Source organism: Spongiibacter taiwanensis, assembly GCF_023702635.1.
GTDB classification, from domain to species: domain Bacteria; phylum Pseudomonadota; class Gammaproteobacteria; order Pseudomonadales; family Spongiibacteraceae; genus Spongiibacter; species Spongiibacter taiwanensis.
This window is the reverse complement of record NZ_CP098455.1, coordinates 2,060,544-2,086,522: the sequence shown is the minus strand read 5'-3', so window position 1 is coordinate 2,086,522 and position 25,979 is coordinate 2,060,544. Positions and strand designations below refer to the sequence as shown.

Sequence of the window (25,979 nt, the reverse complement as noted above, 5' to 3'; positions counted from 1 at the left end):
GATAGGCTTCGCCCGAGCTGAACACTGTGCTGTGCATTGTGCGACTAAGGTCCATCGGTCTCAAGCCTCTATTCACTCGCTCGCGCTGATCGGCTTGCGTCGGCCCAGCCGAGCATAGAAGAAGCCGTCCGCCCCTTCCGCACTTGGCAGCAGTTGCCGTCCGGCAGCTTGTGGGATGCCCCAGGTCGCCTCAATGGGCAGCAGCTCGGCATCCGGGTGACGCTGCAAAAAGCGCTGCACGTTGTCGCTGTTTTCTTCGGGCAGCACTGAGCAAGTGGCGTAAAGCAACTGACCGCCAGGCTTGAGGCATTTCCACATGGCTTCAAGCAAGTCCAACTGCAGGTTGCTGAGCGCGGAAATGTCCTTGGCTTTGCGGTGAATCAGGATATCCGGATTGCGGCGCAGCACCCCGGTGGCACTGCAGGGCGCATCCAGCAGGATGCGATCAAAACCGCGACCATCCCACCAGGTGTCAGTCTGCGCGGCATCGGCAGCCACCAGCGTGGCCGTTAAACCCAGGCGCTGCAGATTGTCGCTTACCCGGGTCAGACGCTGGGCATCTACGTCCAGCGCGACCAGCTCCTCCAGTTCAGGCTGGCTTTCAAGGATCGCGCCGCTCTTGCCGCCGGGGGCGGCGCAGGCATCCAGCACCCGCTGGCCCGGCGCCAAATCCAGCAGGGCACAACACAATTGCGCCGCTTCATCTTGCACACTGGCGGCACCTTCGGCAAAGCCGGGCAGCAGTTCAACCGCGCAGGGTTGGGACATGCGCAGGCCGTGTTCGGCGAAGGCACAGGGTGTGGCATCGAGTTCTATCTCGGCCAGCCGTTGCCGGTATTGCTCGCGGCTGTGTTGGCGCGGGTTAACCCGCAGGCACATGGGTGGGTAGCTGCCGTTGGCGTCGATAATCTGTTCGAGATGGTCCGGCCAGGCCCGGCTTAGATCACGATGGAGCCAGCTCGGCATAGCCGACAGGCTGGCGTCGTCGAGGTGGGCAAACAGGGCCTCGCCATCGCGTTGGCAGCGGCGCAGCAGTGCATTGATTAAACCCGCCGCCCAGGGCTTGCCCAGGGCTTTGGCCGCTTCCACGGTGGTGTTGATCACAGCGTGGCTGGGCACTCGAGTGTAAAACAGTTGGTAGGCGCCCAAATAAACCAGCATGCGGACGTCGTTGTCTTTGTTTTTCAATGGTTTTTTAAACAGCGGGGCCAGCGCGCCGTTCAGCCGCCAATAGCGGCGCAGGGTGCCGTAGCAAAGTTCTCGGTACAGGGGGCGGTGCTGCAGCGCCAGCCCGCGCTCGGCCAGGGGCAGCTCTTTGCTGAGGGAGGCGCCGCCCACCACAGCGGCCAGACAGCGGGCAGCGGCCTGCCGGGGGTCGGTCACGAGCGGACCAGCCGTGTGCCGGGGGCGAACCATTCGGCTTTGCCGTTGAGTAACTCGGCGGCGCTCATCGCTCTGGCGCCGGGCCACTGCAGGGTGAGAAGGTTGAGAGCGCCCTCGCCGCAGGCAACCACAATGCCGTGTTTGTCGGCCTGCAGAATTTCGCCGGGCTCACCGCCGGTGCTCGCCACCGGCGCTGCCTGCCAGACCCTGATGCGGTTCTCGCCCAATTGGGTGTAGGCGCAGGGAAAGGGGTTGAAGGCTCGAATCTGTCGATCCAGCACGGCGGCGCTCTTGCTGAAATCCAGCTCGGCCTCTGCCTTGCTGATTTTGGCAGCGTAGTTGCTGAGCGCGTCGTCCTGTTGGCGAGGTTGGGCCGCCCCTGTGGCAAGGTCGGTGATCGCCTTTTTCAATGCTGGACCGCCCAGGTCGGCAAGGGTGGCGTGCAGGCTGGCAGACGTGGTGGTAGCGTCGATGGGGCAGCGGGCAATTTCCAGCATCGCCCCGGTATCCAGCCCGGCATCCATTTGCATGATGGTGACCCCGGTTTCCTGGTCGCCGGCTTCGATGGCTCGCTGAATGGGCGCCGCGCCCCGCCACCGCGGCAGCAGTGAGGCATGAACATTCACGCAACCCAGCCGGGGAATATCCAACACGGCCTGGGGCAGAATTAATCCGTAAGCCACCACGATCATCAGGTCGGGCTGGAGGTCTGCCAGCAGCAGGCGGTCTTCCTCGGCTTTGAAATTGACTGGCTGAAACACCGCCAGATCATTGGCCAGGGCCAATTGCTTTACCGGGCTGGCGGTGGCTTTTTTGCCCCGGCCTGCAGGTCGATCGGGCTGGGTGAAGACACCGACAATATCGTGGGCTTGCCAGTCCAGCAGGCATTGTAAGTGCGCGGCTGCGAAATCCGGGGTGCCGGCGAAAACCAGCCGCAGACGGGGACAATCCATAGGAGGTTACGCCTGACGCCGGTGCTGTTTTTCCAGCTTGTTGCGGATGCGATTGCGCTTGAGGGTGGAGATGTAATCCACAAACAACTTGCCGAGCAGGTGGTCTTGCTCGTGCTGGATGCACACGGCGAGCAAACCCTCGGGCTCCATTGCAAAGGGCTGGCCGTTCCGGTCCAAAGCCTTTACCCGAATGTGCTTGGGTCGCTCCACCGTCTCATAGAAGCCGGGTACCGATAGGCAACCCTCGTCGTACTGAAAGATTTCCTGGTCGAGCACTTCGATTTCAGGGTTGATAAACACCAGCGGCGTGCTGCGATCTTCTGATACATCAATGACGATAATCTGCTCGTGGATATCGACCTGGCTGGCAGCCAGACCGATCCCCGGCGCGTCGTACATCGTCTCGAACATATCGTCGATAAGCGCTCGCACACGGTCATCGACCTTTTCTACCGGCTTTGCTACGGTGCGAAGCCGGGGGTCTGGGAATTCGAGGATTTCAAGCACTGCCATAAGATGCTTTGACCATTTGTAAAGGTTTGTGCATTTTACTGTCATTAACCAGAGTAAGTTGATGACAAATAAGGTATTCAGCTTATAAAACATTCGCCTGCTTGGGCGAATGCTCTATATTATACAGGCAGCGTGCCGGAAATGTCTGGCAATCAGTCGCGGCGTCTCGCGTTGAAAAAGGGCAATGCGAAGGACTTGGCTTAAGGGTCGACAGGTATTTTATGAGAAAAATGTTGCTGGGGCTTGGCCTCGTGCTCGTGAGTGCTTTGGTTCAGGCCGGAGATGTGCTTAGCCTCAAAGCCGGACACCCGCAGACTTACGTGGTGAAGAAAGGAGACACGCTATGGGCGATCTCCGGCATGTTCCTGGAGGACCCTTGGTTGTGGCCAGAGCTGTGGTATTACAACCCACAGGTGGAAAACCCGCACCTCATCTACCCCGGCGATATTCTGAAACTGCGCTGGATCGACGGCCGGCCAGTGCTGGTGAAAGACAGCGGTGAGGTCAAACTCACTCCGCAGATGCGTATTTCCGATCTGGATGATGCCATCCCTGCCATTCCTCTTGATGTGGTTGCGCCCTTCCTGACGCGCAGCCGCATTGTCAGTCAGGCAGAGCTGGAAGCCGCGCCATACGTGTTGGCAGGCAGAAACGGCAATATCGTTGCCGGGGCCGGCGATTACGTGTTGGGCAGGGGGCAGTTTCCGGACGGTAGCAGCTTTGGTGTCTATCGCCAGGGTCAGGTCTATGTGGACCCGCTGACTAAAGAAGTGCTGGGTGTTGAGGCCAAGGACATCGGCACCGCAGAACTGCGCAGCACCGAGGGCGACGTCTCCACCTTAATGCTTAACCGCAGCACGGAAGAAATTCGCCGGGCCGATCGCTTTTTGCCGCTGGAGCGGCGGGAGCTGGTCGCGCGGTTTGAGCCCAAGGCGCCCGACACGGAAGCAAAAGGCTTTATTATTGCGGTGGAAGGCGGGGTCACCCAAATTGGCAGTATGGATGTGGTAACCCTGAACCTGGGCGAGCGCAACGGCCTGCAGGCTGGCGATGTGATGGCCATTTTTACCACCGGCGTGCTGGTTCGCGATCCGGTCACCAATGAGCAGATCAAGGCGCCGGATGTGCGCTCTGGGGTGTTGATGGTGTTTCGCACTTTTGAAAAAGCCAGCTATGCTTTGGTGTTGAAAGCCGAACAGGCGCTGAAAGTGGGTGACCGCGTCACCCCGCCCTGATGAAACCAGAATGACACGGCGGCCGTCCCCGGTCGCCGCTGCCACCGACAGCAAGGATGCTAGATGTGGAATCCCTCGCCCTGGACTGGCTGATTGCCCAGTCGACTCTCGAACTCCCCAACCCGGCCTTTCGCCGCCTGGTACAGGCCGTTGCTGATCCACGGCAGCTACTGGCGCTGGATTCCGCCCGGCGCAAGGCATTGCTACTTTCCAGTCCGCGCTTGCGCGAACTGAAGGACAACCTCAGCTCAGGCCCGCTTCGTCGTCGCTGGCAAGAGATGTTGGCAAATGCCGGGGCTGGCGTAATCAGCCTGGGCTGTGATGACTACCCTGCCCTGCTCAAAGAAATTCATGATGCGCCGGCACTGCTGTTTTACCGCGGCAACCTGCGCTTGCTTCAGTGCCCGATGGTGGCGGTGGTGGGCAGCCGCCGACCGAGTCGCAGCGGGGTTAGCGATGCCCAGGCCTTTGCCAATGCCCTGAGCGAAAGTGGCATTACCGTGGTCAGCGGTATGGCTTTGGGAATCGATGGCGCTGCCCATCGAGGTGCGTTGAGCGGCCCAGGGTCCAGCATCGGCGTGTTGGGGACCGGGCTGGACGTGTGTTACCCCCGCCGCAATCAGGATCTATACACGCAATTGGGCGAACAGGGCTTGCTGTTGAGCGAGTTTCCACTGGGTGCGGGTCCTCGCCGTCACCAGTTTCCGCTTCGCAATCGGGTCATTAGCGGGATGAGCTTGGGTGTGCTGGTGATAGAAGCGGCTATTAATAGTGGCTCCTTGATTACTGCACGGCAGGCCTTAGAACAAAATCGCGAGGTGTTTGCCCTGCCCGGTTCGATTCACAACCCGGCCAGCCGCGGCTGTAATGCGCTGATTCGCCAGGGCGCGAAGCTGGTGGAGACTCTTGCCGATATCCTGGAAGAGTTTGAGGGCTGGAGTGTCAGGGTACCCGAGCCTGCGCCGACACCGGCGGCGCTCCCGGCCCCCGGTGAAGATACCGTTTTCCTCGAGCTCGGTTTTGAACCCACACCGCTGGATGTGCTGGTGCAGCGAGCAAAACTCCCTGCAGGCAAAATTCTGGGAATGCTCACGGAGCTGGAAATGGCTGGCTGGGTGGAGCGACAGGCCGGCGGCTGGCAGCGCTGCCGCTAATTGACCCCGCCTGTGCCGACACCCTGATTGCTGGCAATTCATCTTGCATTGTCCCCTTCCCTTGGTTAATTTGCCGGTCGTCTTTACTTCGCCGGAAATTCCCATGCATCTTGTTGGCTATCGTTATCGCCTGCGGCATGCCGCCGATCTGCTTGCCAGTGGTGGCGTGGTTTGCCATCCCACCGAGGCGGTCTGGGGGTTGGCGGCGCGACCCGGCGATGCCAGAGCGGTAGCGCGTATTCTGCAGATCAAAAAACGGCCCGTTGAAAAGGGCTTGTTGCTGGTGGCAGATTCGGTTGATCGGGTGGCCCCGTTGCTGGCTGCGCTACCCAGCGAGCGTCGGGACGAGGTGCTGGCGAGTTGGCCCGGGCCGGTGACCTGGGTGCTGCCCGATCCCACCGGTCTACTGCCCTCTTGGGTGCGCGGTGACCATCAAAGCGTGGCTGTGAGAGTGAGTGATCACCCACTTACCGTGGCTTTGTGTGGCGCCATTGGCAGCTGCCTGGTATCGACCTCCGCGAACCCCGCCGGGCGTGAGCCCGCGCGCACCCAGCGCGAAGCCCAGCGCTATTTTGGCGGGCTAATCGACAATTACCTGCCGGGTGCCACCGGAAATCGCACCCAGCCCAGTCAAATTCGCGATGCCCTGACCGGCGACATTCTGCGCCCGGGTTAGGGTATTTCGTAGCGAGGGGAGCCTGTGACGACCATCGATATTGCCGCGGTAAAAACCTTCCTGCTCGGTTTGCAGGACCAGATATGTGCCGGCTTGGCGGCGGCTGATGGCGGCGCCGACTTTGTGGAAGATAACTGGGGAAGAGGCCGCAGCCGGGTGCTGGTTGACGGCGCCGTTTTTGAAAAAGGCGGCGTGAACTTCTCCCATGTTCAAGGCGATGCCATGCCTGCCAGCGCCACCGCCCATCGGCCGGAGCTGGCCGGGCGCAGCTTTCAGGCCATGGGCGTTTCCCTGGTGATGCACCCGCAAAATCCCTACGTGCCAACCAGTCACGCGAATGTTCGATTCTTTGTTGCCGAAAAGCCTGGCGAGGAGCCCGTGTGGTGGTTTGGCGGCGGCTACGATCTTACGCCTTACTATGGGTTTGAAGAGGACTGCCGTCACTGGCACGCCACTGCCCAGTCAGCCTGCGCGCCCTTTGGTGAGGACGTCTACCCCCGCTTTAAAAAGTGGTGCGATGAATACTTCTACCTCAAGCATCGGGACGAGGCGCGCGGGGTCGGAGGGCTGTTCTTTGATGATCTGAACGAATGGGGTTTTGATCGTTGTTTTGCTTTCATGCGCGCGGTGGGTGAGTCTTACCTCGATGCCTATTTGCCAATTGTTCAGCGCCGCCGAGACACGGAATTTGGCGAGCGCGAGCGCCAGTTTCAGCTCTACCGTCGCGGTCGCTATGTCGAGTTCAATCTGGTTTTTGACCGGGGGACGCTGTTCGGCCTGCAAAGCGGCGGACGCACCGAGTCGATTCTAATGTCCATGCCCCCGTTGGTCAGATGGGAGTATAATTGGCAGCCCGAAGCAGACAGCCCCGAAGCCGCATTGGCCCGGGATTTTCTTCCGGCGAGGGACTGGCTGTAGTTGTGGTTGCCAAATTGCGTACCCGCGCCGCCAATGCAGAGCTCAGGTTTAGAGAGATATGACGGATCAATACGCCGTATTCGGCAACCCGGTCAAACACAGCAAATCGCCCCAGATTCATGCGGCTTTTGCCGAGCAGACCGGTCAGGAACTCCACTACCGCGCTCACAAGGTGGAAATCGGTCGCTTTGCCGAGGTGGCCAGACAGTTTTTTGGCAACGGCGGCAAGGGGCTAAACATCACCGTGCCGTTCAAGCTTGACGCCTTCGAATTTGCCGATGATCTCAGTGGTCGTGCCCGCCAGGCGGGGGCGGTCAATACCCTGGCCATGGAAGAGAACGGTCGGATCTATGGTGACAACACCGATGGTGTTGGCATGGTGCGGGATATCCACGAGAATCTCGGCTGGGAACTCCAGGACCGGCGTATTCTGATCCTCGGTGCCGGCGGTGCGGTGCGCGGCATTCTTGGCCCGCTGCTGAAACAGCGTCCCCGCCATATTCTGATTGCCAACCGCACCGTTGAAAAAGCCCGGGAACTGGCCGGGCAGTTTGCCGAGATGGGCGAAGTCAATGGCTGCCATTATAGCGATCTGGCGGGTGGCCAGTTCGATCTGATTATCAACGGTACCAGCACCAGCATGAGCGGCGAGCTACCGCCTTTGCCATCATTTATTCTGAGTAACGAGGGTTGCGCCTACGACATGATGTATGGCGCCCACCCCACGCCGTTTATGTCCTGGGCGGCCTCAGAAACCGCCTGGGCGGTCTCGGATGGCCTGGGGATGCTGGTAGAGCAAGCGGCGGAATCTTTCTGCATCTGGCGTGGGCTCCGCCCTGATACCCGGCCGGTAATGGATATGATCCGGCAATCGCTGTCGAGTTAATTCACCTAACGATTCTGGAAGTCGACTGATTATGTTGTTGTCTTGCCTCGCCCTGATTTTGGGTCTGGTTCTGCTCGTGTGGAGCGCTGATCGCTTTGTTCTGGGTGCCTCTGCCACGGCCTCGCTGCTGGGTGTTTCTACCCTGGTGGTGGGGATTTTGGTGGTGGGGATTGGGACCTCCGCGCCGGAGATGCTGGTTTCTGCCATTGCCGCGGCAGACGGGCAAACCGGCCTATCGGTCGGCAACGCACTGGGCTCGAACATTACCAACATTGCGCTGGTGCTGGGCTTCACCGCACTGCTGATTCCCCTGAAAGTCCAATCCCGCCTGATTACCCGGGAAATTCCCCTGCTGATCATCGTCATGGTGTTCGGCTACCTGCTGTTGTGGGATGGTCAGCTCGACCGCACGGATGGCCTGCTGTTGATTGTCGGGTTTGCCCTGGTCATCGTGCGCCAGCTCTGGGAGGCAAAACACGGCAGTGGCGACGCACTGGAGGCGGAGCTGGAAGAAGAGATTCCCCGGGACATGCCGCTGAAAGTGGCGCTGGGCTGGTTGGTCCTGGGCTTTGTCGTGCTGATTGCCTCCGCCCGGATGTTGGTCTGGGGCGCGGTGGATATTGCCCAGTATTTCGGTATCAGTGATCTGGTGATCGGCCTGACGGTGGTGGCGATTGGCACCAGCCTGCCAGAGTTGGCTGCCTCGGTGGCAGCCGCCCGTAAGAATGAGCACGATATTGCCATTGGCAATGTGGTGGGCTCCAACCTGTTCAATCTGCTAGGGGTGATGGCCATGCCGGGCTTGCTGGCGCCCGGCATGGTGGATGCCGGGGTGCTGAATCGCGACTACCCCCTGATGCTCGGGCTCACCCTGGCCTTCTTTGCGGTGGCTTGCCTGCCCAAAGGTGAGCGCAAAATTACCCGAGTGGAAGGTGGCCTGTTGCTGCTGATCTATTTCGGCTACCTGGGTTACCTGCTGGTGGATGCCGGCGCAGTCCCGGTCGCCCAGTAACCCTCAATCGCCTTGCTGGTCCAGGGCCGCAATGTGGCGGTCCTTGAGGCGGGCGTAATTGGCGGCGCTGTATTTGAAGTAGCCCAGCTCGCCCTGGGTGAGCTCCCGCTGGGCCTTGGCCGGGCTGCCCACGTATAGCCAGCCGCTGGCGAGGGTTTTCCCCGGTGGAACCAGTGAGTTGGCGCCAACGACGACTTTGTCCTCAATCACCGCGCCGTCCATCACAATGGTGCCCATGCCGATCAGTACCTCACTGCCAATGGTGCAACCATGCAGGGTGACCGAATGGGCCACGGTGACATCGTCACCCATGGTCAAAGGGTAGCCGTCGGGGTTGTAGGGGCCAGCATGGGTAATATGCAGTACGCTGTTATCTTGGATGCTGCAGCGCTCGCCAATGCGAATGCGGTGCATATCGCCCCGCACCGTGGTGTTAGGCCAGATGGAGCTGTCTGCGCCGATGACCACATCGCCGATCACCACCGCACTGGGGTCGACAAAGGCGCCGGCAGCCAGGCTGGGAGTATGGCCTTCAAAGGTTCGAACGTAGTGGGTCGCCGTGTAAGCCATGGGTGATTCCTCTCCTGCATCAAGTAAAGCCGAATTGTGCGTAGTATAAAGCATCCGAACAAGGTCCTTGGCTGCAGCGCGATGCGAAACGACGGCGGGCTTGGGACCACGTCGCGGCCGCTTTTGGTACACTGATTAACTCATTTTTCGACAGGTTTTCTCTATGACCGCCAACCACGCTCTGCCCAATTTTTCTGCTCTGGACGCTGACAGCTTGCCTCAGCAATGTGAAGCGCTGCTGGCACAGGCCCGGGAGAAGGTGTCTGCTTTACTGCAAGACCCGGCGCCTCCCGGTGTTGAAAACCTGCTGCTGCCGCTGGAGTCGCTGGATGATGAGATCGGCCAGTTTTGGGCGCCAATGAGTCATTTGCACGGCGTGCTCAATACCGAGCAGTGGCGCAATGCTTACAATGCCTGTCTGCCCCTGTTAACTGCCTACAACAGTGAGATGGGTCAGAACCGGCCTTTGTTTGAGCGGGTCCAGCAGCTGGTGGAAAGCCCGGCCTTCGCCCAGCTGAGTGGGCCCCAGCAGCAGTCTTTGCGCCATATGTTGCGCAGTTTTACGTTGTCGGGGGTGGCGCTGGAGGGGGAACAAGCCAAACGCTTTGCCGATATTCAGCAGCGCCTGAGTGAATTATCCACCCAGTTTTCCAACAACGTGCTCGACGCCACCGACCATTGGCAGATGATTGTCACCGATGCCGACGAGCTGGCCGGAGTGCCTGCCATGGTGCTGGACAGTCTGCGGGAGGCGGCGGCCGCCAAAGGCGAAGAAGGGTACCGTCTCAGCTTGGATATCCCCAGCTATCTGCCGGTGATGCAGTACGCAGATAACCGCGCGCTGCGCCAAAAGTTGTACGAGGCCTATGTTACCCGGGCCTCCAGCCTGAGCAGCGATGGTGGCAAATGGGATAACGGCCCGTTGATGGTCGAGATTCTGCAACTTCGTCAGGAGCTGGCCCAGCTGCTTGGCTTCCGGCACTATGCCGACGATTCACTGGCCAGCAAAATGGCGGAATCTAGTGAGCAGGTGGTGGCTTTTCTCGAAGACCTCGCGGCCGCCAGTAAGGCCATGGCCCAAACGGAAGTGGAAGAATTGAAGGCCTTCGCCGCTGAGCAGGGTGTCGATGAGCTGCAGGCCTGGGATGTGCCCTACTACAGCGAAAAGCTGAAAGAGGCCAACTACGCGATCTCCCAGGAACAGCTGCGCCCCTACTTCCCGGTCGACAAGGTCATCAGCGGGTTGTTTACGGTCTGCGGCCAGTTGTTCGATATCGAGATCCTTCCCTATGACGGCGCCGACCTGTGGCACAAAGATGCCCGCTGCTATGAAATCCGTCGCGGCGACGAAACCCTGGCGCACTTTTATCTCGATCTGTATGCCCGGGCCAACAAGCGTGGCGGAGCCTGGATGGCAAACTGCCGCAGCCGCTGGCGCAACGCGGCTGGCGAGCTGCAGCTGCCGGTGGCGTTTCTGGTGTGCAATTTCACGCCGCCCACCAGCGAGCGCCCTTCCCTGCTGACTCACAATGAAGTGACTACCTTGTTCCATGAGTTTGGCCACGGTCTTCATCACATGCTGACCAAGGTTGAAACCCTCGGGGTGTCCGGCATTGGTGGCGTGGAGTGGGACGCGGTTGAGTTGCCCAGTCAGTTTCTGGAGAACTGGTGCTGGGAGGCCTCGGTGATTCCGGAAATCTCTGCTCACTACCAATCCGGTGAGCCCTTGCCGCAAACCTTGTTGGATAAGCTGTTGGCCGCAAAGAATTTCCAGTCGGGTATGCAGATGCTGCGGCAGCTGGAGTTTGCGCTGTTTGATTTTCGTCTGCATATGCAGACTGACATCCGCAGCGAGGAGCAAATTGCCGAGCTGATGACCGAGGTTCGCCAGCAGGTTGCGGTGCTGCAGCCCCCGGCCTTCAATCGCTTCCAGAACAGCTTCTCCCATATCTTTGCCGGGGGCTACGCCGCTGGGTACTACAGTTATAAATGGGCAGAAGTGCTGTCGGCCGATGCCTTCTCGCTGTTTGAAGAACAGGGCGTGATGAATCAGGAGGCCGGACGAAAGTTCTGTCAGGAGATTCTTGAGCGTGGCGGTTCAGAAGACGCCGCCGTCCTGTTTAAAAACTTTCGCGGCCGGGAGCCAGCGAATGACGCGCTGCTGCGTCACGCCGGCATTGTCGGCGGTCAGGAGGCAACATCGTGACCACCCAATATCCAAAACGGTTTATCGCCGGGGCCGTGTGCCCCAAGTGTGCAGAGATGGACAAGACCGTACTCTATCGTGTGTCTGAACTCGAGCAGGTGCGCGAGTGTGTGCGATGCGGTTTCAAAGAGTCTATCCGCGATGATGAAAACTCACCTGAAGAGGTTCAGACCCGGGTTAATCAGCCCCGCGTCGGAGAGAAGCCCTTGGCCCACGAGGACGAGATCGCCGTGGTGAAATTGCTCGATCCTGGCGACGGCCGCCATCGGCGGGACCACTAATTGCCGCCAAAGTGGCGAAAAAGCACGAAAAGTACCAAATTTCGAGGCATCTCCAACCGGAACGCAAAGCTGCGCATCCTATCTATACTGTAAATAGCGCAGTGTGCTGGAGGAATTATGATGCTCGAATTGTTGCCCATTACCTCACCCTATGCGGTAGGTGTGCGGGTATCTGGCAAAGTGAACCAGGATGATATGGAAACCGTCGCCAAAGCGATGGAAGCCAAACTGAAAAAAGAAGATCAGTTGGGCATGTACATTGAACTGGATCATTTTGAAGGGTTTACCCTGCGTGGTTTCCTGCGGGAAGCGCGCTTTGTGTTTCGGTTTATGAACCACATAACTCGAACCGCGATGGTCGGTGACAGCCGCTGGTTCAATCGTGCCGCCGCGGTAATTGCGCGATTTTTCCCCAATGTGGAAATCGAGCACTTCACCCCGCTGCAGCGCGACGAGGCGTTGATCTGGGTGGCCGAGAAGGACGCCGAAGTCTACTGAGGTCATCGCGATGATCGGGGGTACCAAGGCGTGGTCAAAGGTTTATTGCTCGACATAGGTGGAGTGTTAACCGAGGACGGCAGCGCCCTGCCCCAGGCCCTGGAGGGCATGGCTGCGGTGCGCAAAACCCAGCTGCCGCTGCGCTTTCTAACCAATACCTCCCGGCGCACGGCCAGGCAAGTGGCCACCGAGCTGAGAAGCCTTGGGTTTGAGCTGGCAGACCACGAGCTGGTCACGGCGCCCCTAGCGGTGAAGCAATATCTTCGTGCGCATCAGCTTCGCCCACTCATTCTTGCCACACCAGAATTAGCCGAGGAATTTGCCGATCTCGATTCCTGTCAGCCCAATGCCGTGGTGGTATTTGATGCCGGCGAAGGCTTCACCTACGCTGCGCTCAATGAGGCCTTTCAATGTCTGCACTCCGGCGCGCAGCTGCTGGCGGTCGGGGCGAATCGCTATTTTCGCAGTGGTGGCGCTTTACAGCTTGATGCAGGTCCCTTTGTCAAAGCCTTGGAATACGCCGCTGCTTGCGAGGCAACCATTATCGGCAAGCCGGCAGCCGCCTTTTATCACAGCGTGGTCAGTGAGCTGGGGCTCAGTCCCGCTGAGGTGATGATGGTGGGTGATGACGTGGATAGCGACGTGGTCGGTGCGCTGGATGCCGGGCTGCAGGCCTGTCTGAGTCGCACTGGCAAGTTTTGTCCCGGCGACGAACAACGGGTGCCGGGCCTCCCCTGTATTGATCGATTGGGCGAGTTAGTCGCCCATCTTGATGATTCACTAAGCCCGTAAGTGATGCTCCATCTCGCGCAGTAAATCTCGCCAAGTGACGATACCGATGGCCTCGCCCTTGTGGTTGCAAATGGGAATGCAGGAGATGGGATGGCGGTTAATGGCGGCCACGGCGTCAGCGAGCTGGGCATCCGGTGGCAGGGTGACCAACTTGCGGGTCATCACCTGATGAATTTTTTTATTGAGCGTTGCCAGGTCCCGCTCTGTTTCGGCCAGGGTGCCGATATGGGGACTAATGGCGCGCAGTAAATCCCGGTCGGATACGACCCCCAGTAGCTTGCCCTCTTCTTGCACTAACAGGTGATGGAAGCCGGTGCGTTGAAAAATATCCCTGGCCAAGCCCAGGTTGTCGTCGGGTTCCACTGTGACCAGCTTGCGGGTCATAACCTCCTCTACCTTCATGCCGCCTTAGCTCCTAGTCGAGGATGCGAAGTTGAATGCCGGCATGCTTCTGCAGCCGGTCCAGCAGGGCGTTACCCAGCAGGCTGGCGGGTGTCCAAAAGTCGCCAGCGGTGTTGAGGTCATCCCGCAACAGGCAGAGGGCCGCCTGACCGAGCATTCTGGCCGTGGCGCCGTAACCGGGGTCCCGGTCACCATAGAATTCGGTTGCGATGCGCTGACCAGAGGGTGTGACGCCGTAAAAGCGCAACTTGAAATAGCCCTCCTCCTGCTGCTTCGGACTGGGGCCCTCACCGGGGGCGGGAAGCAGGAAGCGGTTCATCAGCCAGCGGGTGGGCGGGAAGCCTCCGCCGATCATCATTCCGGCCAGGCTTCCGGTCACGGTCCAGGCGCTCATTCGACCTTTGAGTCCACGGCCGGTGGCCATGGCCTCCGAGTAGCGAAAATCCTCGCGGTAGCGGTAGTCCAGCAAGGCGTTGCTGCGCAGTACAATTTTGCTGTTGATGGCGGCCATCATAAAGGGGGCTAGCCACTTGCCAGACACCGGATCGAAGGTGGGGCCACTGACATAGGGCTGGCGCACAGGGGTAGCAGGTCGCTCACTGAGCAGATAGGGGTCGATCATCTTCTTCTTCAGCGACGGGTTCCGGCGGACCTCATTGATCAGATTCATCAGGCTGGCAACCGTGCCCCCTGAAAAGCCGCCTTTCGCGCTGACAACCTGCATGCTGATTTCATTGCAGTATTCGCCAAGTCGGTGAAGGGCGTGCTGCTGGGTGTAGAGCACCCCGAGGTCGGATGGAATGGAGTCAAAACCGCAGCAATGAACCATTCGAGCGCCGCTTTCACGGGCCTGGGCCTGATAACGCTCGATCATTCTGGCGATCCACTGGGCCTCCCCGGTGAGATCGCAGTAGTCCGTACCACTGCTGGCACAGCATTTCACCAGGGTTTCACCGTAGAGGGCGTAGGGACCTACGGTGCTGACGACCAAGCGGGTCGACCGGCACAATGCCAACAGGGCCGCTTCATCTGCGGCATCCGCCACCAGGATATCGAGGTCGGGTTGACCGAGCTCGCCACGCAGCGCGTCGAGCTTTTGTTGGGAGCGTCCGGCCATGGCCCAGCGCAGCGGGGGTGTTTCTTCGACTTGGCTCAGATACCGACACAACAACTTGCCTACAAAGCTGGTGGCACCAAATACAATAAGGTCATAATTGGCTTCTTCCATGGGGTACCCTCTAGAAAAATGGGCTTACCGGTATTTGATGAACTGTAGCAGCAATGGTTCGCCTTTGGTGCCGCGCTGGTTATTCAGCCCTGCGGTTTGCTCAACGGCTCGGTGTACTCAACGGTTTATTCAACATAGTCGGGTGTTGCTGCTTTGCAGCTTCTAACGTCTTCGGGATAGAGCAACTTTTCGCATTCGCGCAGGCGCCACTCCCGCTCACTGTCAAACTGGCCTGAGCTACAGGCGCTGAGCAAACTGAATCCGGTCAGGATAAGTAAAATGGCACGGGGCAACAAAGAATTGCGGGTAGCAGTCATCACAGCGGCTTAATCCAGAATCGAAGGGGTTTGGTCGAGGTGGCATTTTCGCCAATGTCAGGCCAATCAAACTGACAGATCATACTGGTGGGCAGATAACCCTGGCGCAACCAGAAGGCATCGTTGCCGCGGTAATGCGGCGGCCTGCCCGGGTGAGCATCGGGCCGCTCCACGGCGCAAAAGCAGGCGATATCCACGGCCAATTGCTGCGCATGTTGTTCCCGATACTGAAAAAATTGCCGGCCCAGCCCGAAACCGCGATAGCTGGGCAGAATTAATGACTCGCCATAATAAAGTACGCGGTCGAGGGGAATCGCCGCCCGCAACAGCGGGGCCTGCATGTCTTCCTCTGCGTTGACCATTGGTAGCGCAGTGGACGCGCCAATCAATTTTGGGCCGTGGTGGCATAGCAGGGTCAGGCTATCGGAACAGGCTGCGTAGCGCCCAAGGTAGTTTGCCTCGTAGCCGAGGTTACCCTCGTAGAGATAAGGCCACTCGCGGAACACCGCAATACGCAGCGCCGCCAAGTCATCGAGATAAGGCAGCAGGCCGTCGCCGTGAACGGCAGTGAGCGAAATGCGTGTGCCCTGGCTGGCGAGCGGTATGTCGTCGATATGCATAAGGCCACATGGTATCAGCTGTGGGTGAGCAGTGTGCCGAGCATGGCCAGGGCAAAGCCGGAAACCGCACCCAGCGGTGGTGCCCAGTGGCGCTCCAGCTTCGCCTGGGGGGCAATATCCTGAAAAATTAAATACAGAATGCCGCCGCTGGCGAGCAGCAAAATGACGCTCAGGGCGGTGTCCTGCCCAGCCAGCACGGTGTAACCCAACATGGCCAGTAGCGGCCCGAGCGGCACCAGTGCCGCCATCAGGCCCAGGGTTTTGCGACGAGCTTGACCGGCTTCCTGTAACTCCCGAAAGGCATTGAAGCCCTCGGGCAGGTTTTGCAGGCCAATCAACAGTGCCAGCAAGCCGGCCTCACTGGAGCCGCTGGCGATAATGCCGCCGAGTGCCAGCGACTCGGGCAAGTAATCCAGCAGCATGCCAGTGAGCTGGGGGGCGCTGCGGCGGTGAATACTGAGCTGCTTCTCCAATATGAAAAAGATCAGCCCCCCAGCAATAAAGGGCGGCAGCGCCCAGAGACTGTGATTCAAGCCCTCCAGTGCCTCGGGCACCAATACCATTGCTACCGCGCCGACCAGAATGCCGCCGCCCAGGGCGATAACAAAATGACGAAATTCCTGTTCCAACCAGTGCTGCTGAAAACGCGTGATGATGGCCAGGAGCCCGCCGATCAAAATGCAGCTGCCGGCCGCGCTGCTGTAGAGCAACATCATCCAGGGGAGGTCAATCATATTCAGAGGTGGTCCAGCAGTGAAAATAGAAACTCTTCTACCCGCTGGGTATAGCCACTGTCCAGCCCCAGTTGGGAGTTGATGTCGCCGTGGCTGAGGTCTTCTGCCAACACCTCAGCCCTGATCCCGAGCTGTTGGGCCTTTGCGGCAAAGCTGCTTGCCTGGGGACAGCTGTTGTCACGTTTGCGCGAGCACACCAACAGCATCGGCACCGCGCCATCGGGCTTGGCGTGGTCCAAGGCATGATAGGCGGAGTTTTCCCGCCAGTAGTTTGGGTCATCGCCAAAGGCGTGGTCATACAAGCGGGGGTGGCGCTGCGACATGAGCAGCGGCAGGTTGAGCGCGGCGCTATCGAGCAAGACAGCACCGGCAATGGGAGTTGATTCAGAGCCGGTGGTCGCGAGCAGGGATACCAGGTGCGCGCCAGCAGAATGGCCCATCAACACCATCTTTGCCGGGTCGGCCTGCCAGCCTGGTGCCAGCTGCACAATTTTTTGCAGGGCCATGGCCAGGCTCTGGCGTTGTTGATCCGGTGGTGTGGCTGGCAGCAAGGGGTAATTTACCGACACCAGTACCCAACCCTGCGCCACCCAGCGGTCGCGCTTGTGCTGCCATACTGCCCGGTGGCGTTTATCCCCAAAGCGCCAGGCGCCGCCATGCACCATCACCAGTACTGGGCGGCCAATGGTTGGCTGATCGGGCAAGTACACATCTATTCGCTGCCTGGCGGCTGGGCCGTAGGGAAGGTCTCGCAGCGTGTCGCCCAGGGCCGCCTCAATAGACAGCAGCCACAGTGCGGCGCAGCAGGCCAATGTGCGGAGCAGCACTAGACCGTGCTCCTGGGTGCGGAGCGGATGGGTTAGCCTGAGTCGCACACAGCGCGATTTTCCCACAGCGCGCTGAGCAGTGCGCCCCGGGTGAGAAGTCCGACAAGGACGCCGTCCTCAATGACGGGATAGGACTTCGGCCGGTTCTTGCCCATTTCCTGGGCGATGTCGACGATCGAGCGATTGGGGTCGACCGAGAGCACCTCGCTGTGCATCACATCGTCGACGGTGGGCATGCCTTCGCAGTGGTAACTGCTTACCAGCATGGTGTGAATGCAGTCCTGTTCTGACACAAAGCCGACGACCTTGTTGTGATGATCAACCACTGGAATGCCGCCCAGACGGTGCTTGCGCAGGCTTTCCACTACTTCGCCCAATGAGGTCCCCGAGCGGATCTTTGGTGGTGGGCTGATCATGATGTCTCGAGCCAACAAATTCGTATTCATACCCTACTCCTTATCTGACGATGGGGAATGATAAGTCGGTCAATCCAAAGGTAAAAATTGGTAGCGGCGATGGCTACCAATGGTTTTACCGATCATCCAATGAGTGTTAACAGGTCCTGGTAAAGTGGCAAGCCCCGCTATATTAAGTCTACGCCTTTTTTGGCGAGGCGCTATTTTATCGGCCCACCTGGACGAGGGGCCGTTAGGGCAGCGCCAATTGGCCATCCCGGTAGTCGCGCAGGGTCTGCTCGATCTCGGCACTGCTGGTCATCACAAAGGGTCCGTACTGTACCACCGGCTCGCCAATAGGTTTTGCCGCGATCAACAGGGCGCGACTGGCCGCCTCCGTGCTAAGCGGCAGAGACTCGCCCTGGCTCAGCAGCGCGGCTTGGCCACTGGAAACCGTCTGCTCACCGATGGTGACCTCACCCTCGTAAACATACACCACGGCGTTGTGGCTGCCGGGTAAGGCCAGCTCCACCTGGCCTGGCGCCAGATGGAGGTCACCGTAGATTGGCGCCGTGGTGAAAGGCTCGCCGATGGCTGCGGTGATGGCGCCTGAACCAAGCGCCAGTTCACCGGCAATCAGCCGCAGGCGGCTGTCCCCACCCAGGTCGTATTCGGGAATCGCCTCGGCGGGCACGTCCCGGTACCAGGGCGGCACCATTTTTTCTCTGCCAGGCAGGTTGATCCACAGCTGAAAGCCGCGCATCCGTCCGGCGGTCTGCTGGGGCATTTCGGAATGGATGATGCCCCGCCCCGCGCGCATCCACTGCACCCCGCCCGACTTGAGGTCACCCTGATTGCCCAGGTGATCTTCGTGAAGCATATGGCCATCGAGAATGTAGGTCACCGTATCAAAGCCCCGGTGGGGGTGAGAGGGAAACCCGGCCAGATAGTCTGCAGGCTCGTCGGAGAAAAATTCATCCAGCATCAGCAGGGGGTCGAGGCGGGCCATGGCCGACTGACCCAGGCTGCGGCGCAGTTTGACCCCGGCGCCATCGGACGTGTTGATGGCATTGATGATTCGGTCCACTTTTCGTTGGCTCATTGCGAATCTCCTCTCTCACGATGACAGTGAAAATTTAGGCCGCTTTGGCGGCTATGGCCTCGCGGGCGGCATCCAGGGCGTCGCTAGCCGTGGCATCGCCCATGTTCAGGCCCTCGGCATAGATGAACTCAATATCGGTGATACCCATCAAGCCAAAGATATGCCGCAAGTAGCTGCTCTGGGTATCCAGTTCGGTGCCCTGGTACTGGCCGCCTCTGGCGGCAAAGACCAGCACTTTCTTGTTGTCCAGCAGACCTTTGGGGCCGTTTTCGGTGTACCGAAAGGTCTCGCCTGCCCGGGCAACGTGGTCAATCCAGGCTTTAAAGGTGGATGGTACACCCAGGTTATACAGCGGCATTCCCAGCACCACGGTGTCAGCGTCGCGCAGCTCCTGAATTAACTGATCCGAGAAGGCAGCCACCTCCCGCTGCTCGGCACTGCGCTTTTCAGCCGGAGTGGTAAAGGCACTGAAGCGCGCGCCGCTCAGGTGGGGAATGGGGTGTTTGTCCAGATCGTGGTGGATCACGTTGGCCTCGGTGTGGCGGCGAACAAATTCTGCCGCCAACTGGCTGGATTTACCCTGCTCGCCGAACACACTGCTGTCGATATGAAGAATGGTGGTCATGTCTGCTTGCTCCTGTTTGGGCGTCGATGGGTTCATTTAACAATTGATTTTTTTGTTTAAAAAGCGCATTTATATGCTTTAACCAATCAATTTATTAGATGAAATATGGCCGGACCTCGTACAACCCTGGATCAATGGCACTGCTTTCTGGCGGTGGTGGATGAAGGCAGTTATGCCCGGGCTGCCGAGGTGCTGCATAAAAGTCAGTCGGCGGTCACCTACTCGGTGCAAAAGCTGGAAGAGCAGCTTGGGGTTGCGGTGTTTGAGATTCAGGGGCGGCGGGCGGTGCTCACCGAGGCGGGACAAAGCCTGTATCGGCGGGGCCGAGGCCTGCTGGATGAGGCGCTGCGGCTGGAAAAGAGCGCGCGCTCGGTGGCCGCTGGCTGGGAGCCCCAGTTGCGGATTGTCGGCGACGCCCTGTTTCCGACCGCGTCGATGCTGAGTTGCCTGAAGTCCCTGGCGGCGGAATGCCCGGATACCCGGCTGGAGTACATCGAAGCCGTGCTCAGTGGCGCGGAAGAGGCCCTGCTGGAGCGGCGCTGCGACCTGGCAATTACGGGCATTGTGCCGCCGGGCTTTGTCGGTGAGCACCTGATGCGAGTCCGCTTTCTGGCGGTGGCTCATCGGGATCATCCCTTGCATCAATTACAGCGAACCCTGGATTTCCGCGATCTGCGACCCTATCGCCAATTGGTGGTCAGGGATTCCGGTGCCCGCAAACGTCGCGATTCGGGCTGGCTGGATGCGGCTCAGCGGCTGACGGTGAGTCGGATTGATGTATCGGTACAAGCTGCCGCGGCCGGAATCGGCTTTGCTTGGTTACCTATGATTGCGATGGATGCCGAGCTGCGTTCTGGTGAGTTGAAGCCGCTGGATTTGCTGGAAGGGGGCGAGCGGTTTGCCGATCTGTTTGTGGTGATGCCGGACCGTGAATTGGCGGGTCCGGCAGCCCTTCGCGCAGAGGCCTTGGTGAGGGCCGCGGCCCTGCGCTTAGAGAGCGACTGCCAGAGCCGCCCAGACCTGCCTTAGTTTTTAGCCAGAACAACCGAGTTGTAGCGGCGAGCAATGGCGTTGAAGCGGTCGACTTTGTCGTGCAGCCGGCTGACAGCCATGTTGTAAAGGACGGGTTCAGCGCGCTTCTCACACACCTCAAGGCGTGATTCCGCACGGGTAACGAATTCTTGCATCTCAACTTGCAGGGCGCGCATTTCTGCGGGTTCTGGAATCAGCTCCGGCATTTTGGGGGCGCCGGCAATGGCCATAAAGGAACAGTCGGCCAGGCTGTGATGAGAAAAGGCACCGATCGACGCGACTAGCATGATGCTGAAGGCTGCGGATTTCATGGTGTTACTCCTGGATAATCTCGGTGGGAACGTTTGAAAAATGTTTCTAAAAAAGTGATACCTAAATACACACTTTGACCATTGTATGCATGCTAATCAGTTTTGGCAACGGGGTGGGTCAAGATTTCCGGGCGTGAAAAGTGGGCCGCAGGCGGCGAATGGCGCGGGTTTTGAACAAAATGACGGCCACTGTCTTGTTGACCAGAGGGGAAGGAAGTGAAGTTAGGGGGTGTTACCGGGTGTATCAGTCGCGGGTGGCGATTGAGCGATTGTAGGCGTCGGTCAGGCGGTTATAGCGCTCAGCGACGTCTTCGAGCTCGGCAACGGCAGCATTGTAGAGAAAGGTGTCGTCGCGGGGCTCGCACTGGGATAAGGCTAACCCGGCACGGCTCAGGTAGCGTTTAACTTCCGCGCCAAGTGCTTTGACCTCTTCGTAACTGACCTCGCCGATTTCAGGGATGTGGGGCGCACCGGCGGTGGCTTCTTGGGGGCAGTGGGCGCTTGCCAGCGAAGGCAGTGCCACCGCAATCAGCAGTGCGAACAGCTTGGGTGTGGACTTGGCGATTGTGTTCATAAGCTGGGCGATAGTAGTGAGGTCTTGGAATCTAAAATACACAAAAATAGCATTGTGTGCACTACTTGCGATGAAGATTTTGCTCAATTGCCAATAATATTTGGTGTTAGAGTGTGTCTTGGAAGAATTTCGATACAAATCGGCGCTATTTGCCGGGGTTTTAGGATGGGGTCTGAATATTATTTTCGCTCTGCTGCCAATGCGAGGCGCGACCGAGCCGCAGGAACAGCCCCAGCATAATCAGGCTGCGACTGCCATTGAGGCAGGCAAAACTCAGCCAGAGTCCGTGGTTGCCCCAGTTTTGGGTGAGGTACCAGCAGGGCAGGTAGATACCAAAAACGCAGAGCAGCATGGCCCACTGCATGGCTTGGGTGCGCAAGGCGCCAATAAAGATGCCGTCAAACAGGTAGCTGGCCACCGAGATCAGCGGAAAGGCCAGCATCCAGGGGTAGAACTCGCCGGCCAGTAAGCGCAGTGCCGGCAGGTCGGTCATGGTGTGAATGATGGGCTGTTTGAGCAATGCCAGAATCAGGGTGGCCAGGGCGGCGCTGAGCAAAGACCACTCGGCGCAGGCTCGGCACATGGCGAAAAATGCCCGCCGATCCCGCTGGCCGAAGGCGCGGCCGCAGAGGGCCTCTGCGGCATGGGCAAAGCCGTCCATGCCGTAGGCGCTGGCCATCACCAGCTGCAGCAAAATGGCGTTGGCGGCGAGGATTTCGTCGCCGAGTCCGGCACCTTGCACGGTGAAAAACAAGAAGCCAAACAGCAGCGCGGCGGTTCGGATAAAGATGCGGCCATTATCGGCGAGAAACTGTTTGCCGCTCTGCCTCGCCTGCAATACGCCGCGCCAGCCCTGTCGACCCAGTTCGCCTAAGGCCCGCCGGCAAATGACCAGACCAATAACCAGGCCCGCCATTTCGCTGCACACGCTGGCCCAGGCGGCGCCGGCACTTTGCCACTGCCATTGCACAATAAACAGGTAGTCCAGCAGGATGTTAAGGCTGTTGATCAGCACGGCAATGGCCAGTGGGGCTTTGGTGTTGCGCTGGCCGATCAGCCAGCCGCTAATGCCGTAGCTGCACAGCACCGCCGGGGCGCTGAGCAGGCGAATGCTCAAATACTCTTCGGCCAGCGGGCGAAGCGAATCGGGGGTGTTGATCAGGGCAAGGGCAAATTTGGTAAGAGGGAGGTGCAGCAGTGCAATCAGCAGGCCGAGGATGCCCCCCAGCATCAGTGCCTTTGCGAGCACTGCGCTGCTCCCGCTGGGGTCGGCCTGAGCGCTGGCGCCGGTGGTGCCCATGCGCAGAAAGCCAAAGCTCCAGAAGATAAAGGTCAGCACGCTACTGCCCAGGGCGGCGGCACTCAGAAACTGACCGCTACTGAGGTGGCCCAGCATGGCGGTATCGGCCAGCCCTAGGGCAGGAATTGACAGGTTGGCCAGAATCATCGGCCAGGCAAGTTGCCAGATCTGGCGCCGGTGGTCGCGGTGTGAGCGTGTTGGTGGAGTCGGCATTGGCGAGTCTGTCGGCCTCAGTAAAAGCGCCAGTGTAAAAGAAAAATGCACCGTTGCCGTGCCGATTATCAGCCAGGCCAAGCCTGCGGCAAGATGAAAATTACCCCAACGGTAATCCTTTGTTTCCCAAGATGTTGTGGCTGTTTCCCAGATTGTCCCCTTGACCTAGTAGAGACGGGCGATTTCGGGGGGTGGGGCCCATTGAGGCTGGGTTTCTAGAGTAGCCTTGACTAGGTGATCGTGTTTATAATTGCGGCGTTTTGTCGCACCCAAAGCCACGGCGTGGTGTCGCTGAGCAAAATTCCCGGGATAACAAGAACGGTCAACCGCATCGCTGTGCGGCGCCCAAAGTCTTGCCCGACCTGTTTAGAAGCTAATGATAAAAAATTGTTCCTTCAGCAGGATGGAAAGTTCACGGCCAACGCAGAGATGCGCCAAGGGTTTTTTAAACTGTACACGGAGACACGGGAGATGCTTCAACAAGCGAAACGGCTGTCAAAGCTGGCGCTTAGTCCTGTGCTAATGCTGTTGAGCCTGGTGAGTTCAGGCGTCTGGGCTGCCGAACCGGCACAGCGTTGGCAGACCAATATGACGCCTGGCGTAACTGAGGTAGGGGCGAAGATCTACGACCTGCACATGTTCGTTTTCTGGATTTGTGTGGTTGTGGGTATCGTTGTTTTTGGTGTGATGTTCTATTCGGTATTTGCTTACCGCAAAGAGCGTCATCAGGAGCCTGCGACCTTCCACGAGAATACCAAGCTTGAAATCGCGTGGACGATTGTTCCCTTCATCCTGCTGATCTTCATGGCAGTACCGGCTACCAGCACCCTGATCGAGATCTACAACACCGACGACGCTGAAGTCGATGTTCTGGTCACTGGCTATCAGTGGAAGTGGAAGTACGAGTACATCAATCCCGACGGCGACAATGTCAGCTTCTTCTCCAACCTGCTGACTGACAAGGCGGAAATTGGTAACACCGAAGAGAAAGGCTCCAACTACCTGCTGGAAGTGGACGAGCCGCTGGTGTTGCCAGTGAACAAAAAGATTCGTTTCCTGGTCACCGCAAACGACGTACTGCACGCCTGGTGGGTTCCTGCCCTGGCGGTGAAGCGCGATGCGATTCCCGGATTTATCAACGAAGCCTGGACCATGCCCACCGAGACCGGCGTATACCGCGGCCAGTGTGCGGAGCTTTGTGGTCGGGACCACGGCTTTATGCCGATTGTGGTTAACGTGGTCACCGATGCCGAATACCAGGAGTGGATGGGCAAGAAGCAGGCCGAAGTGGCTGAGCTGAAAGAGCTGATGTCCAAAGAGTTCACCATGGACGAGCTGGTTGCTCGCGGTAAGGGCGTTTATGACCGCTCCTGCGCGGCCTGTCACGGCGCCAACGGTGAAGGCGGCGTGGGTAAAGCCATCGCAGGCAGCCCCATCGCGACCGGTCCGGTTAAGGATCACATTGATGTGCTGGTTAACGGTGTGCCCGGGACTGCCATGCAGGCCTTTGGTACTCAGCTGAACGAGGTCGATCTCGCAGCCGTTATCACTTACCAGCGCAACGGGTTTGGCAACAATATGGGCGACATGTTGCAGCCAGTTGATATCTACAAATTCAAGAAAGGTCAGTAGGAGGATTCACCATGGGTGCTCACGGACCTGCTAAAGGTTTCAGTCGGTGGTTATTTACCACCAACCACAAGGACATCGGAACGATGTACCTGTGGTTCAGTTTCGCCATGTTCCTGCTTGGCGGTTCTTTCGCGATGATCATTCGCGCCGAGCTGTTCCAGCCCGGTTTGCAGATTGTTCAGCCCGAGTTTTTCAACCAGATGACCACCATGCATGGTCTGGTGATGGTGTTTGGCGCCATCATGCCGGCCTTCGTGGGCCTGGCCAACTGGATGATCCCGATGATGATCGGTGCGCCAGATATGGCGTTGCCCCGGATGAACAACTGGTCTTTCTGGATTCTGCCGCCAACCTTCGCGTTGCTGGCAGCGACCTTGTTCATGGAAGGCGGCGGTCCTAACTTCGGTTGGACTTTCTACGCACCGCTGTCCACTACCTATGCACCGCCGAGCGTGACCTTCTTCATCTTCGCGGTTCACGCCATGGGTATCTCCTCCATCATGGGTTCCATTAACATCATCGCTACTGTAGTGAACATGCGCGCGCCCGGCATGACCTACATGAAAATGCCGATGTTTGTCTGGACCTGGTTGATCACCGCCTTCCTGCTGGTGGCAGTAATGCCCGTACTGGCTGGCGCGGTCACCATGATGCTGATGGATATTCACTTCGGTACCAGCTTCTTTAACGCCGCTGGTGGCGGTGACCCGGTTCTGTTCCAGCACGTGTTCTGGTTCTTCGGTCACCCCGAGGTATACATCATCATTCTGCCCGCCTTCGGCGTGGTGTCTGAGGTTATTCCGACCTTCTCTCGCAAGCCGCTGTTTGGTTACGACTCGATGGTTTACGCCACGGCGTCGATCGCCTTCCTGTCGTTCATCGTGTGGGCTCACCACATGTACACAGTGGGTCTGCCGATTGCCGGTGAGCTGTTCTTCATGTACGCCACCATGTTGATTGCGGTACCGACGGCGGCCAAGGTGTTCAACTGGATCACCACCATGTTCAAGGGCTCCATTACCCTTGAAACGCCGATGCTGTTTGCTATCGCCAAGGTGTTCCTGTTCACCGTGGGTGGTTTCTCCGGTCTGATGCTGGCGATTGCGCCCGCTGACTTCCAATACCACGACAGCTACTTCGTTGTTGCTCACTTCCACTACACCATGGTGGCCGGTGCGATCTTCGCCCTGTCTTCAGCCGTGTACTACTGGCTGCCCAAGTGGACCGGCAAGATGTACAACGAAACCATGGGTAAGGTGCACTTCTGGGTGTCTTTCCTGGGCTTCAACCTGACCTTCTTCCCCCAGCACTTTGTGGGTCTGGCAGGTATGCCCCGTCGTATCCCCGACTACAACCTGATGTTTGCAGACTTCAACATGATGTCTTCCATCGGTGCGTTTATTTACGGCTCCAGTCAGTTGCTGTTCCTGTTCAACATCGTGCGGACCATTACCCACGGTAAGCCAGTGAACTCCGACAAGGTCTGGGAAGGTGCAACGACGCTGGAGTGGACAGTTCCCTCCCCTGCGCCGTACCACACCTTCACCACTCCACCGGAAGTGAAGTAACGCGATTGGTGCGATAGAGGGC

Annotated in this window: 29 protein-coding genes; 13 read left to right on the top strand and 16 right to left on the bottom strand. The window is 58.8% G+C overall.

Going from position 1 to position 25,979, the window contains the following annotated elements; all coding sequences use genetic code 11:
* Window positions 1-72: 72 nt before the first annotated feature.
* From rsmB to def, 3 genes are read right to left on the bottom strand one after another with little or no spacing between them, the layout of a single operon-like run.
* Window positions 73-1,383: a 16S rRNA (cytosine(967)-C(5))-methyltransferase RsmB gene (rsmB, locus tag NCG89_RS09685; protein WP_251086324.1), complete on the bottom strand. Its 1,311-nt coding sequence runs from the start codon at window positions 1,381-1,383 to the stop codon at window positions 73-75.
* The gene (fmt, locus tag NCG89_RS09680) at window positions 1,380-2,336 is read right to left on the bottom strand and encodes a methionyl-tRNA formyltransferase (protein ID WP_251086323.1); all 957 of its coding nucleotides are present in this window, start codon (window positions 2,334-2,336) and stop codon (window positions 1,380-1,382) included. Before fmt ends, rsmB begins: the two co-directional genes overlap by 4 nt.
* A 6-nt stretch (window positions 2,337-2,342) precedes the next feature.
* The gene (gene def / locus NCG89_RS09675; RefSeq protein WP_251086322.1) at window positions 2,343-2,849 is read right to left on the bottom strand and encodes a peptide deformylase; all 507 of its coding nucleotides are present in this window, start codon (window positions 2,847-2,849) and stop codon (window positions 2,343-2,345) included.
* A 221-nt stretch (window positions 2,850-3,070) separates the two neighbouring features.
* On the opposite strand from def, the gene NCG89_RS09670 reads away from it, so the two are divergent.
* From NCG89_RS09670 to NCG89_RS09645, 6 genes are all read left to right on the top strand, one after another.
* Window positions 3,071-4,084, top strand: coding sequence for a LysM peptidoglycan-binding domain-containing protein (locus NCG89_RS09670; protein ID WP_251086321.1), 1,014 nt, complete (start codon window positions 3,071-3,073; stop codon window positions 4,082-4,084).
* 65 nt (window positions 4,085-4,149) lie between these two features.
* Window positions 4,150-5,238, top strand: a complete 1,089-nt coding sequence (gene dprA, locus NCG89_RS09665; protein ID WP_251086320.1) for a DNA-processing protein DprA — start codon at window positions 4,150-4,152, stop codon at window positions 5,236-5,238.
* Window positions 5,239-5,341: 103 nt separating this feature from the next.
* Window positions 5,342-5,914, top strand: coding sequence for an L-threonylcarbamoyladenylate synthase type 1 TsaC (gene tsaC, locus NCG89_RS09660; RefSeq protein WP_251086319.1), 573 nt, complete (start codon window positions 5,342-5,344; stop codon window positions 5,912-5,914).
* A gap of 24 nt (window positions 5,915-5,938) precedes the next feature.
* Window positions 5,939-6,832 carry an oxygen-dependent coproporphyrinogen oxidase gene (gene hemF / locus NCG89_RS09655; RefSeq protein WP_251086318.1) on the top strand — a complete coding sequence of 298 codons (894 nt, stop codon included), beginning with the start codon at window positions 5,939-5,941 and terminating at the stop codon, window positions 6,830-6,832.
* Window positions 6,833-6,890: 58 nt separating this feature from the next.
* Window positions 6,891-7,718, top strand: a complete 828-nt coding sequence (gene aroE, locus NCG89_RS09650; protein WP_251086317.1) for a shikimate dehydrogenase — start codon at window positions 6,891-6,893, stop codon at window positions 7,716-7,718.
* A 31-nt stretch (window positions 7,719-7,749) separates the two neighbouring features.
* Complete coding sequence (locus tag NCG89_RS09645) at window positions 7,750-8,730, top strand: calcium/sodium antiporter (protein ID WP_251086316.1); 981 nt, start codon at window positions 7,750-7,752, stop codon at window positions 8,728-8,730.
* A 3-nt stretch (window positions 8,731-8,733) separates the two neighbouring features.
* On the opposite strand, the gene NCG89_RS09640 is transcribed toward NCG89_RS09645, so the two are convergent.
* Window positions 8,734-9,300 (bottom strand): gamma carbonic anhydrase family protein, encoded by a 567-nt coding sequence (locus NCG89_RS09640; RefSeq protein WP_251086315.1) that lies wholly within the window; start codon window positions 9,298-9,300, stop codon window positions 8,734-8,736.
* 163 nt (window positions 9,301-9,463) lie between these two features.
* Here NCG89_RS09640 and NCG89_RS09635 point away from each other — a divergent pair, with 163 nt between their 5' ends.
* The 4 genes from NCG89_RS09635 (at window position 9,464) to NCG89_RS09620 (ending at window position 13,077) form a co-directional block, all read left to right on the top strand.
* Window positions 9,464-11,506 (top strand): M3 family metallopeptidase, encoded by a 2,043-nt coding sequence (locus NCG89_RS09635; RefSeq protein ID WP_251086314.1) that lies wholly within the window; start codon window positions 9,464-9,466, stop codon window positions 11,504-11,506.
* 56 nt (window positions 11,507-11,562) lie between these two features.
* Window positions 11,563-11,787, top strand: a complete 225-nt coding sequence (locus NCG89_RS09630) for a YheV family putative metal-binding protein (RefSeq protein ID WP_251089377.1) — start codon at window positions 11,563-11,565, stop codon at window positions 11,785-11,787.
* Window positions 11,788-11,904: 117 nt separating this feature from the next.
* Window positions 11,905-12,285: a SpoIIAA family protein gene (locus tag NCG89_RS09625; RefSeq protein ID WP_251086313.1), complete on the top strand. Its 381-nt coding sequence runs from the start codon at window positions 11,905-11,907 to the stop codon at window positions 12,283-12,285.
* Window positions 12,286-12,315: 30 nt separating this feature from the next.
* Window positions 12,316-13,077 (top strand): TIGR01458 family HAD-type hydrolase, encoded by a 762-nt coding sequence (locus tag NCG89_RS09620; RefSeq protein WP_251086312.1) that lies wholly within the window; start codon window positions 12,316-12,318, stop codon window positions 13,075-13,077.
* Here NCG89_RS09620 and NCG89_RS09615 read toward each other — a convergent pair.
* From NCG89_RS09615 to NCG89_RS09575, 9 genes are all read right to left on the bottom strand, one after another.
* Window positions 13,066-13,479 carry a CBS domain-containing protein gene (locus NCG89_RS09615; RefSeq protein WP_251086311.1) on the bottom strand — a complete coding sequence of 138 codons (414 nt, stop codon included), beginning with the start codon at window positions 13,477-13,479 and terminating at the stop codon, window positions 13,066-13,068. The genes NCG89_RS09620 and NCG89_RS09615 overlap by 12 nt on opposite strands.
* Window positions 13,480-13,492: 13 nt before the next feature.
* Complete coding sequence (locus NCG89_RS09610) at window positions 13,493-14,707, bottom strand: saccharopine dehydrogenase family protein (protein ID WP_251086310.1); 1,215 nt, start codon at window positions 14,705-14,707, stop codon at window positions 13,493-13,495.
* Between the two features lie 125 nt (window positions 14,708-14,832).
* Window positions 14,833-15,024, bottom strand: a complete 192-nt coding sequence (locus NCG89_RS09605; protein ID WP_251086309.1) for a hypothetical protein — start codon at window positions 15,022-15,024, stop codon at window positions 14,833-14,835.
* Window positions 15,024-15,644: a GNAT family acetyltransferase gene (locus tag NCG89_RS09600; protein WP_251086308.1), complete on the bottom strand. Its 621-nt coding sequence runs from the start codon at window positions 15,642-15,644 to the stop codon at window positions 15,024-15,026. Before NCG89_RS09600 ends, NCG89_RS09605 begins: the two co-directional genes overlap by 1 nt.
* A 14-nt stretch (window positions 15,645-15,658) precedes the next feature.
* Window positions 15,659-16,378: a ZIP family metal transporter gene (locus NCG89_RS09595; protein ID WP_251086307.1), complete on the bottom strand. Its 720-nt coding sequence runs from the start codon at window positions 16,376-16,378 to the stop codon at window positions 15,659-15,661.
* A 2-nt stretch (window positions 16,379-16,380) separates the two neighbouring features.
* Complete coding sequence (locus NCG89_RS09590) at window positions 16,381-17,205, bottom strand: alpha/beta hydrolase (protein ID WP_251086306.1); 825 nt, start codon at window positions 17,203-17,205, stop codon at window positions 16,381-16,383.
* Between the two features lie 32 nt (window positions 17,206-17,237).
* Complete coding sequence (locus NCG89_RS09585; protein WP_251086305.1) at window positions 17,238-17,651, bottom strand: CBS domain-containing protein; 414 nt, start codon at window positions 17,649-17,651, stop codon at window positions 17,238-17,240.
* A 202-nt stretch (window positions 17,652-17,853) separates the two neighbouring features.
* Window positions 17,854-18,702 carry a pirin family protein gene (locus NCG89_RS09580; protein ID WP_251086304.1) on the bottom strand — a complete coding sequence of 283 codons (849 nt, stop codon included), beginning with the start codon at window positions 18,700-18,702 and terminating at the stop codon, window positions 17,854-17,856.
* A gap of 34 nt (window positions 18,703-18,736) precedes the next feature.
* Complete coding sequence (locus tag NCG89_RS09575; protein WP_251086303.1) at window positions 18,737-19,327, bottom strand: FMN-dependent NADH-azoreductase; 591 nt, start codon at window positions 19,325-19,327, stop codon at window positions 18,737-18,739.
* Window positions 19,328-19,432: 105 nt separating this feature from the next.
* Here NCG89_RS09575 and NCG89_RS09570 point away from each other — a divergent pair, with 105 nt between their 5' ends.
* Window positions 19,433-20,356, top strand: a complete 924-nt coding sequence (locus tag NCG89_RS09570; RefSeq protein WP_251086302.1) for a LysR family transcriptional regulator — start codon at window positions 19,433-19,435, stop codon at window positions 20,354-20,356.
* On the opposite strand, the gene NCG89_RS09565 is transcribed toward NCG89_RS09570, so the two are convergent.
* The 3 genes from NCG89_RS09565 to NCG89_RS09555 form a co-directional block, all read right to left on the bottom strand.
* On the bottom strand, window positions 20,353-20,670 hold the full coding sequence (locus NCG89_RS09565; protein WP_251086301.1) for a hypothetical protein: 318 nt from the start codon (window positions 20,668-20,670) through the stop codon (window positions 20,353-20,355). The genes NCG89_RS09570 and NCG89_RS09565 overlap by 4 nt on opposite strands.
* A 244-nt stretch (window positions 20,671-20,914) precedes the next feature.
* Window positions 20,915-21,244 carry a hypothetical protein gene (locus NCG89_RS09560; RefSeq protein ID WP_251086300.1) on the bottom strand — a complete coding sequence of 110 codons (330 nt, stop codon included), beginning with the start codon at window positions 21,242-21,244 and terminating at the stop codon, window positions 20,915-20,917.
* Window positions 21,245-21,404: 160 nt separating this feature from the next.
* Window positions 21,405-22,757, bottom strand: a complete 1,353-nt coding sequence (locus tag NCG89_RS09555; protein ID WP_251086299.1) for an MATE family efflux transporter — start codon at window positions 22,755-22,757, stop codon at window positions 21,405-21,407.
* Window positions 22,758-23,228: 471 nt separating this feature from the next.
* Here NCG89_RS09555 and coxB point away from each other — a divergent pair, with 471 nt between their 5' ends.
* Entirely contained in the window at window positions 23,229-24,389 is a 1,161-nt protein-coding gene (gene coxB / locus NCG89_RS09550; RefSeq protein WP_251086298.1) for a cytochrome c oxidase subunit II, read from the top strand.
* Window positions 24,390-24,400: 11 nt separating this feature from the next.
* Entirely contained in the window at window positions 24,401-25,957 is a 1,557-nt protein-coding gene (gene ctaD / locus NCG89_RS09545; RefSeq protein WP_251086297.1) for a cytochrome c oxidase subunit I, read from the top strand.
* The last annotated feature ends 22 nt before the right edge of the window (window positions 25,958-25,979 follow it).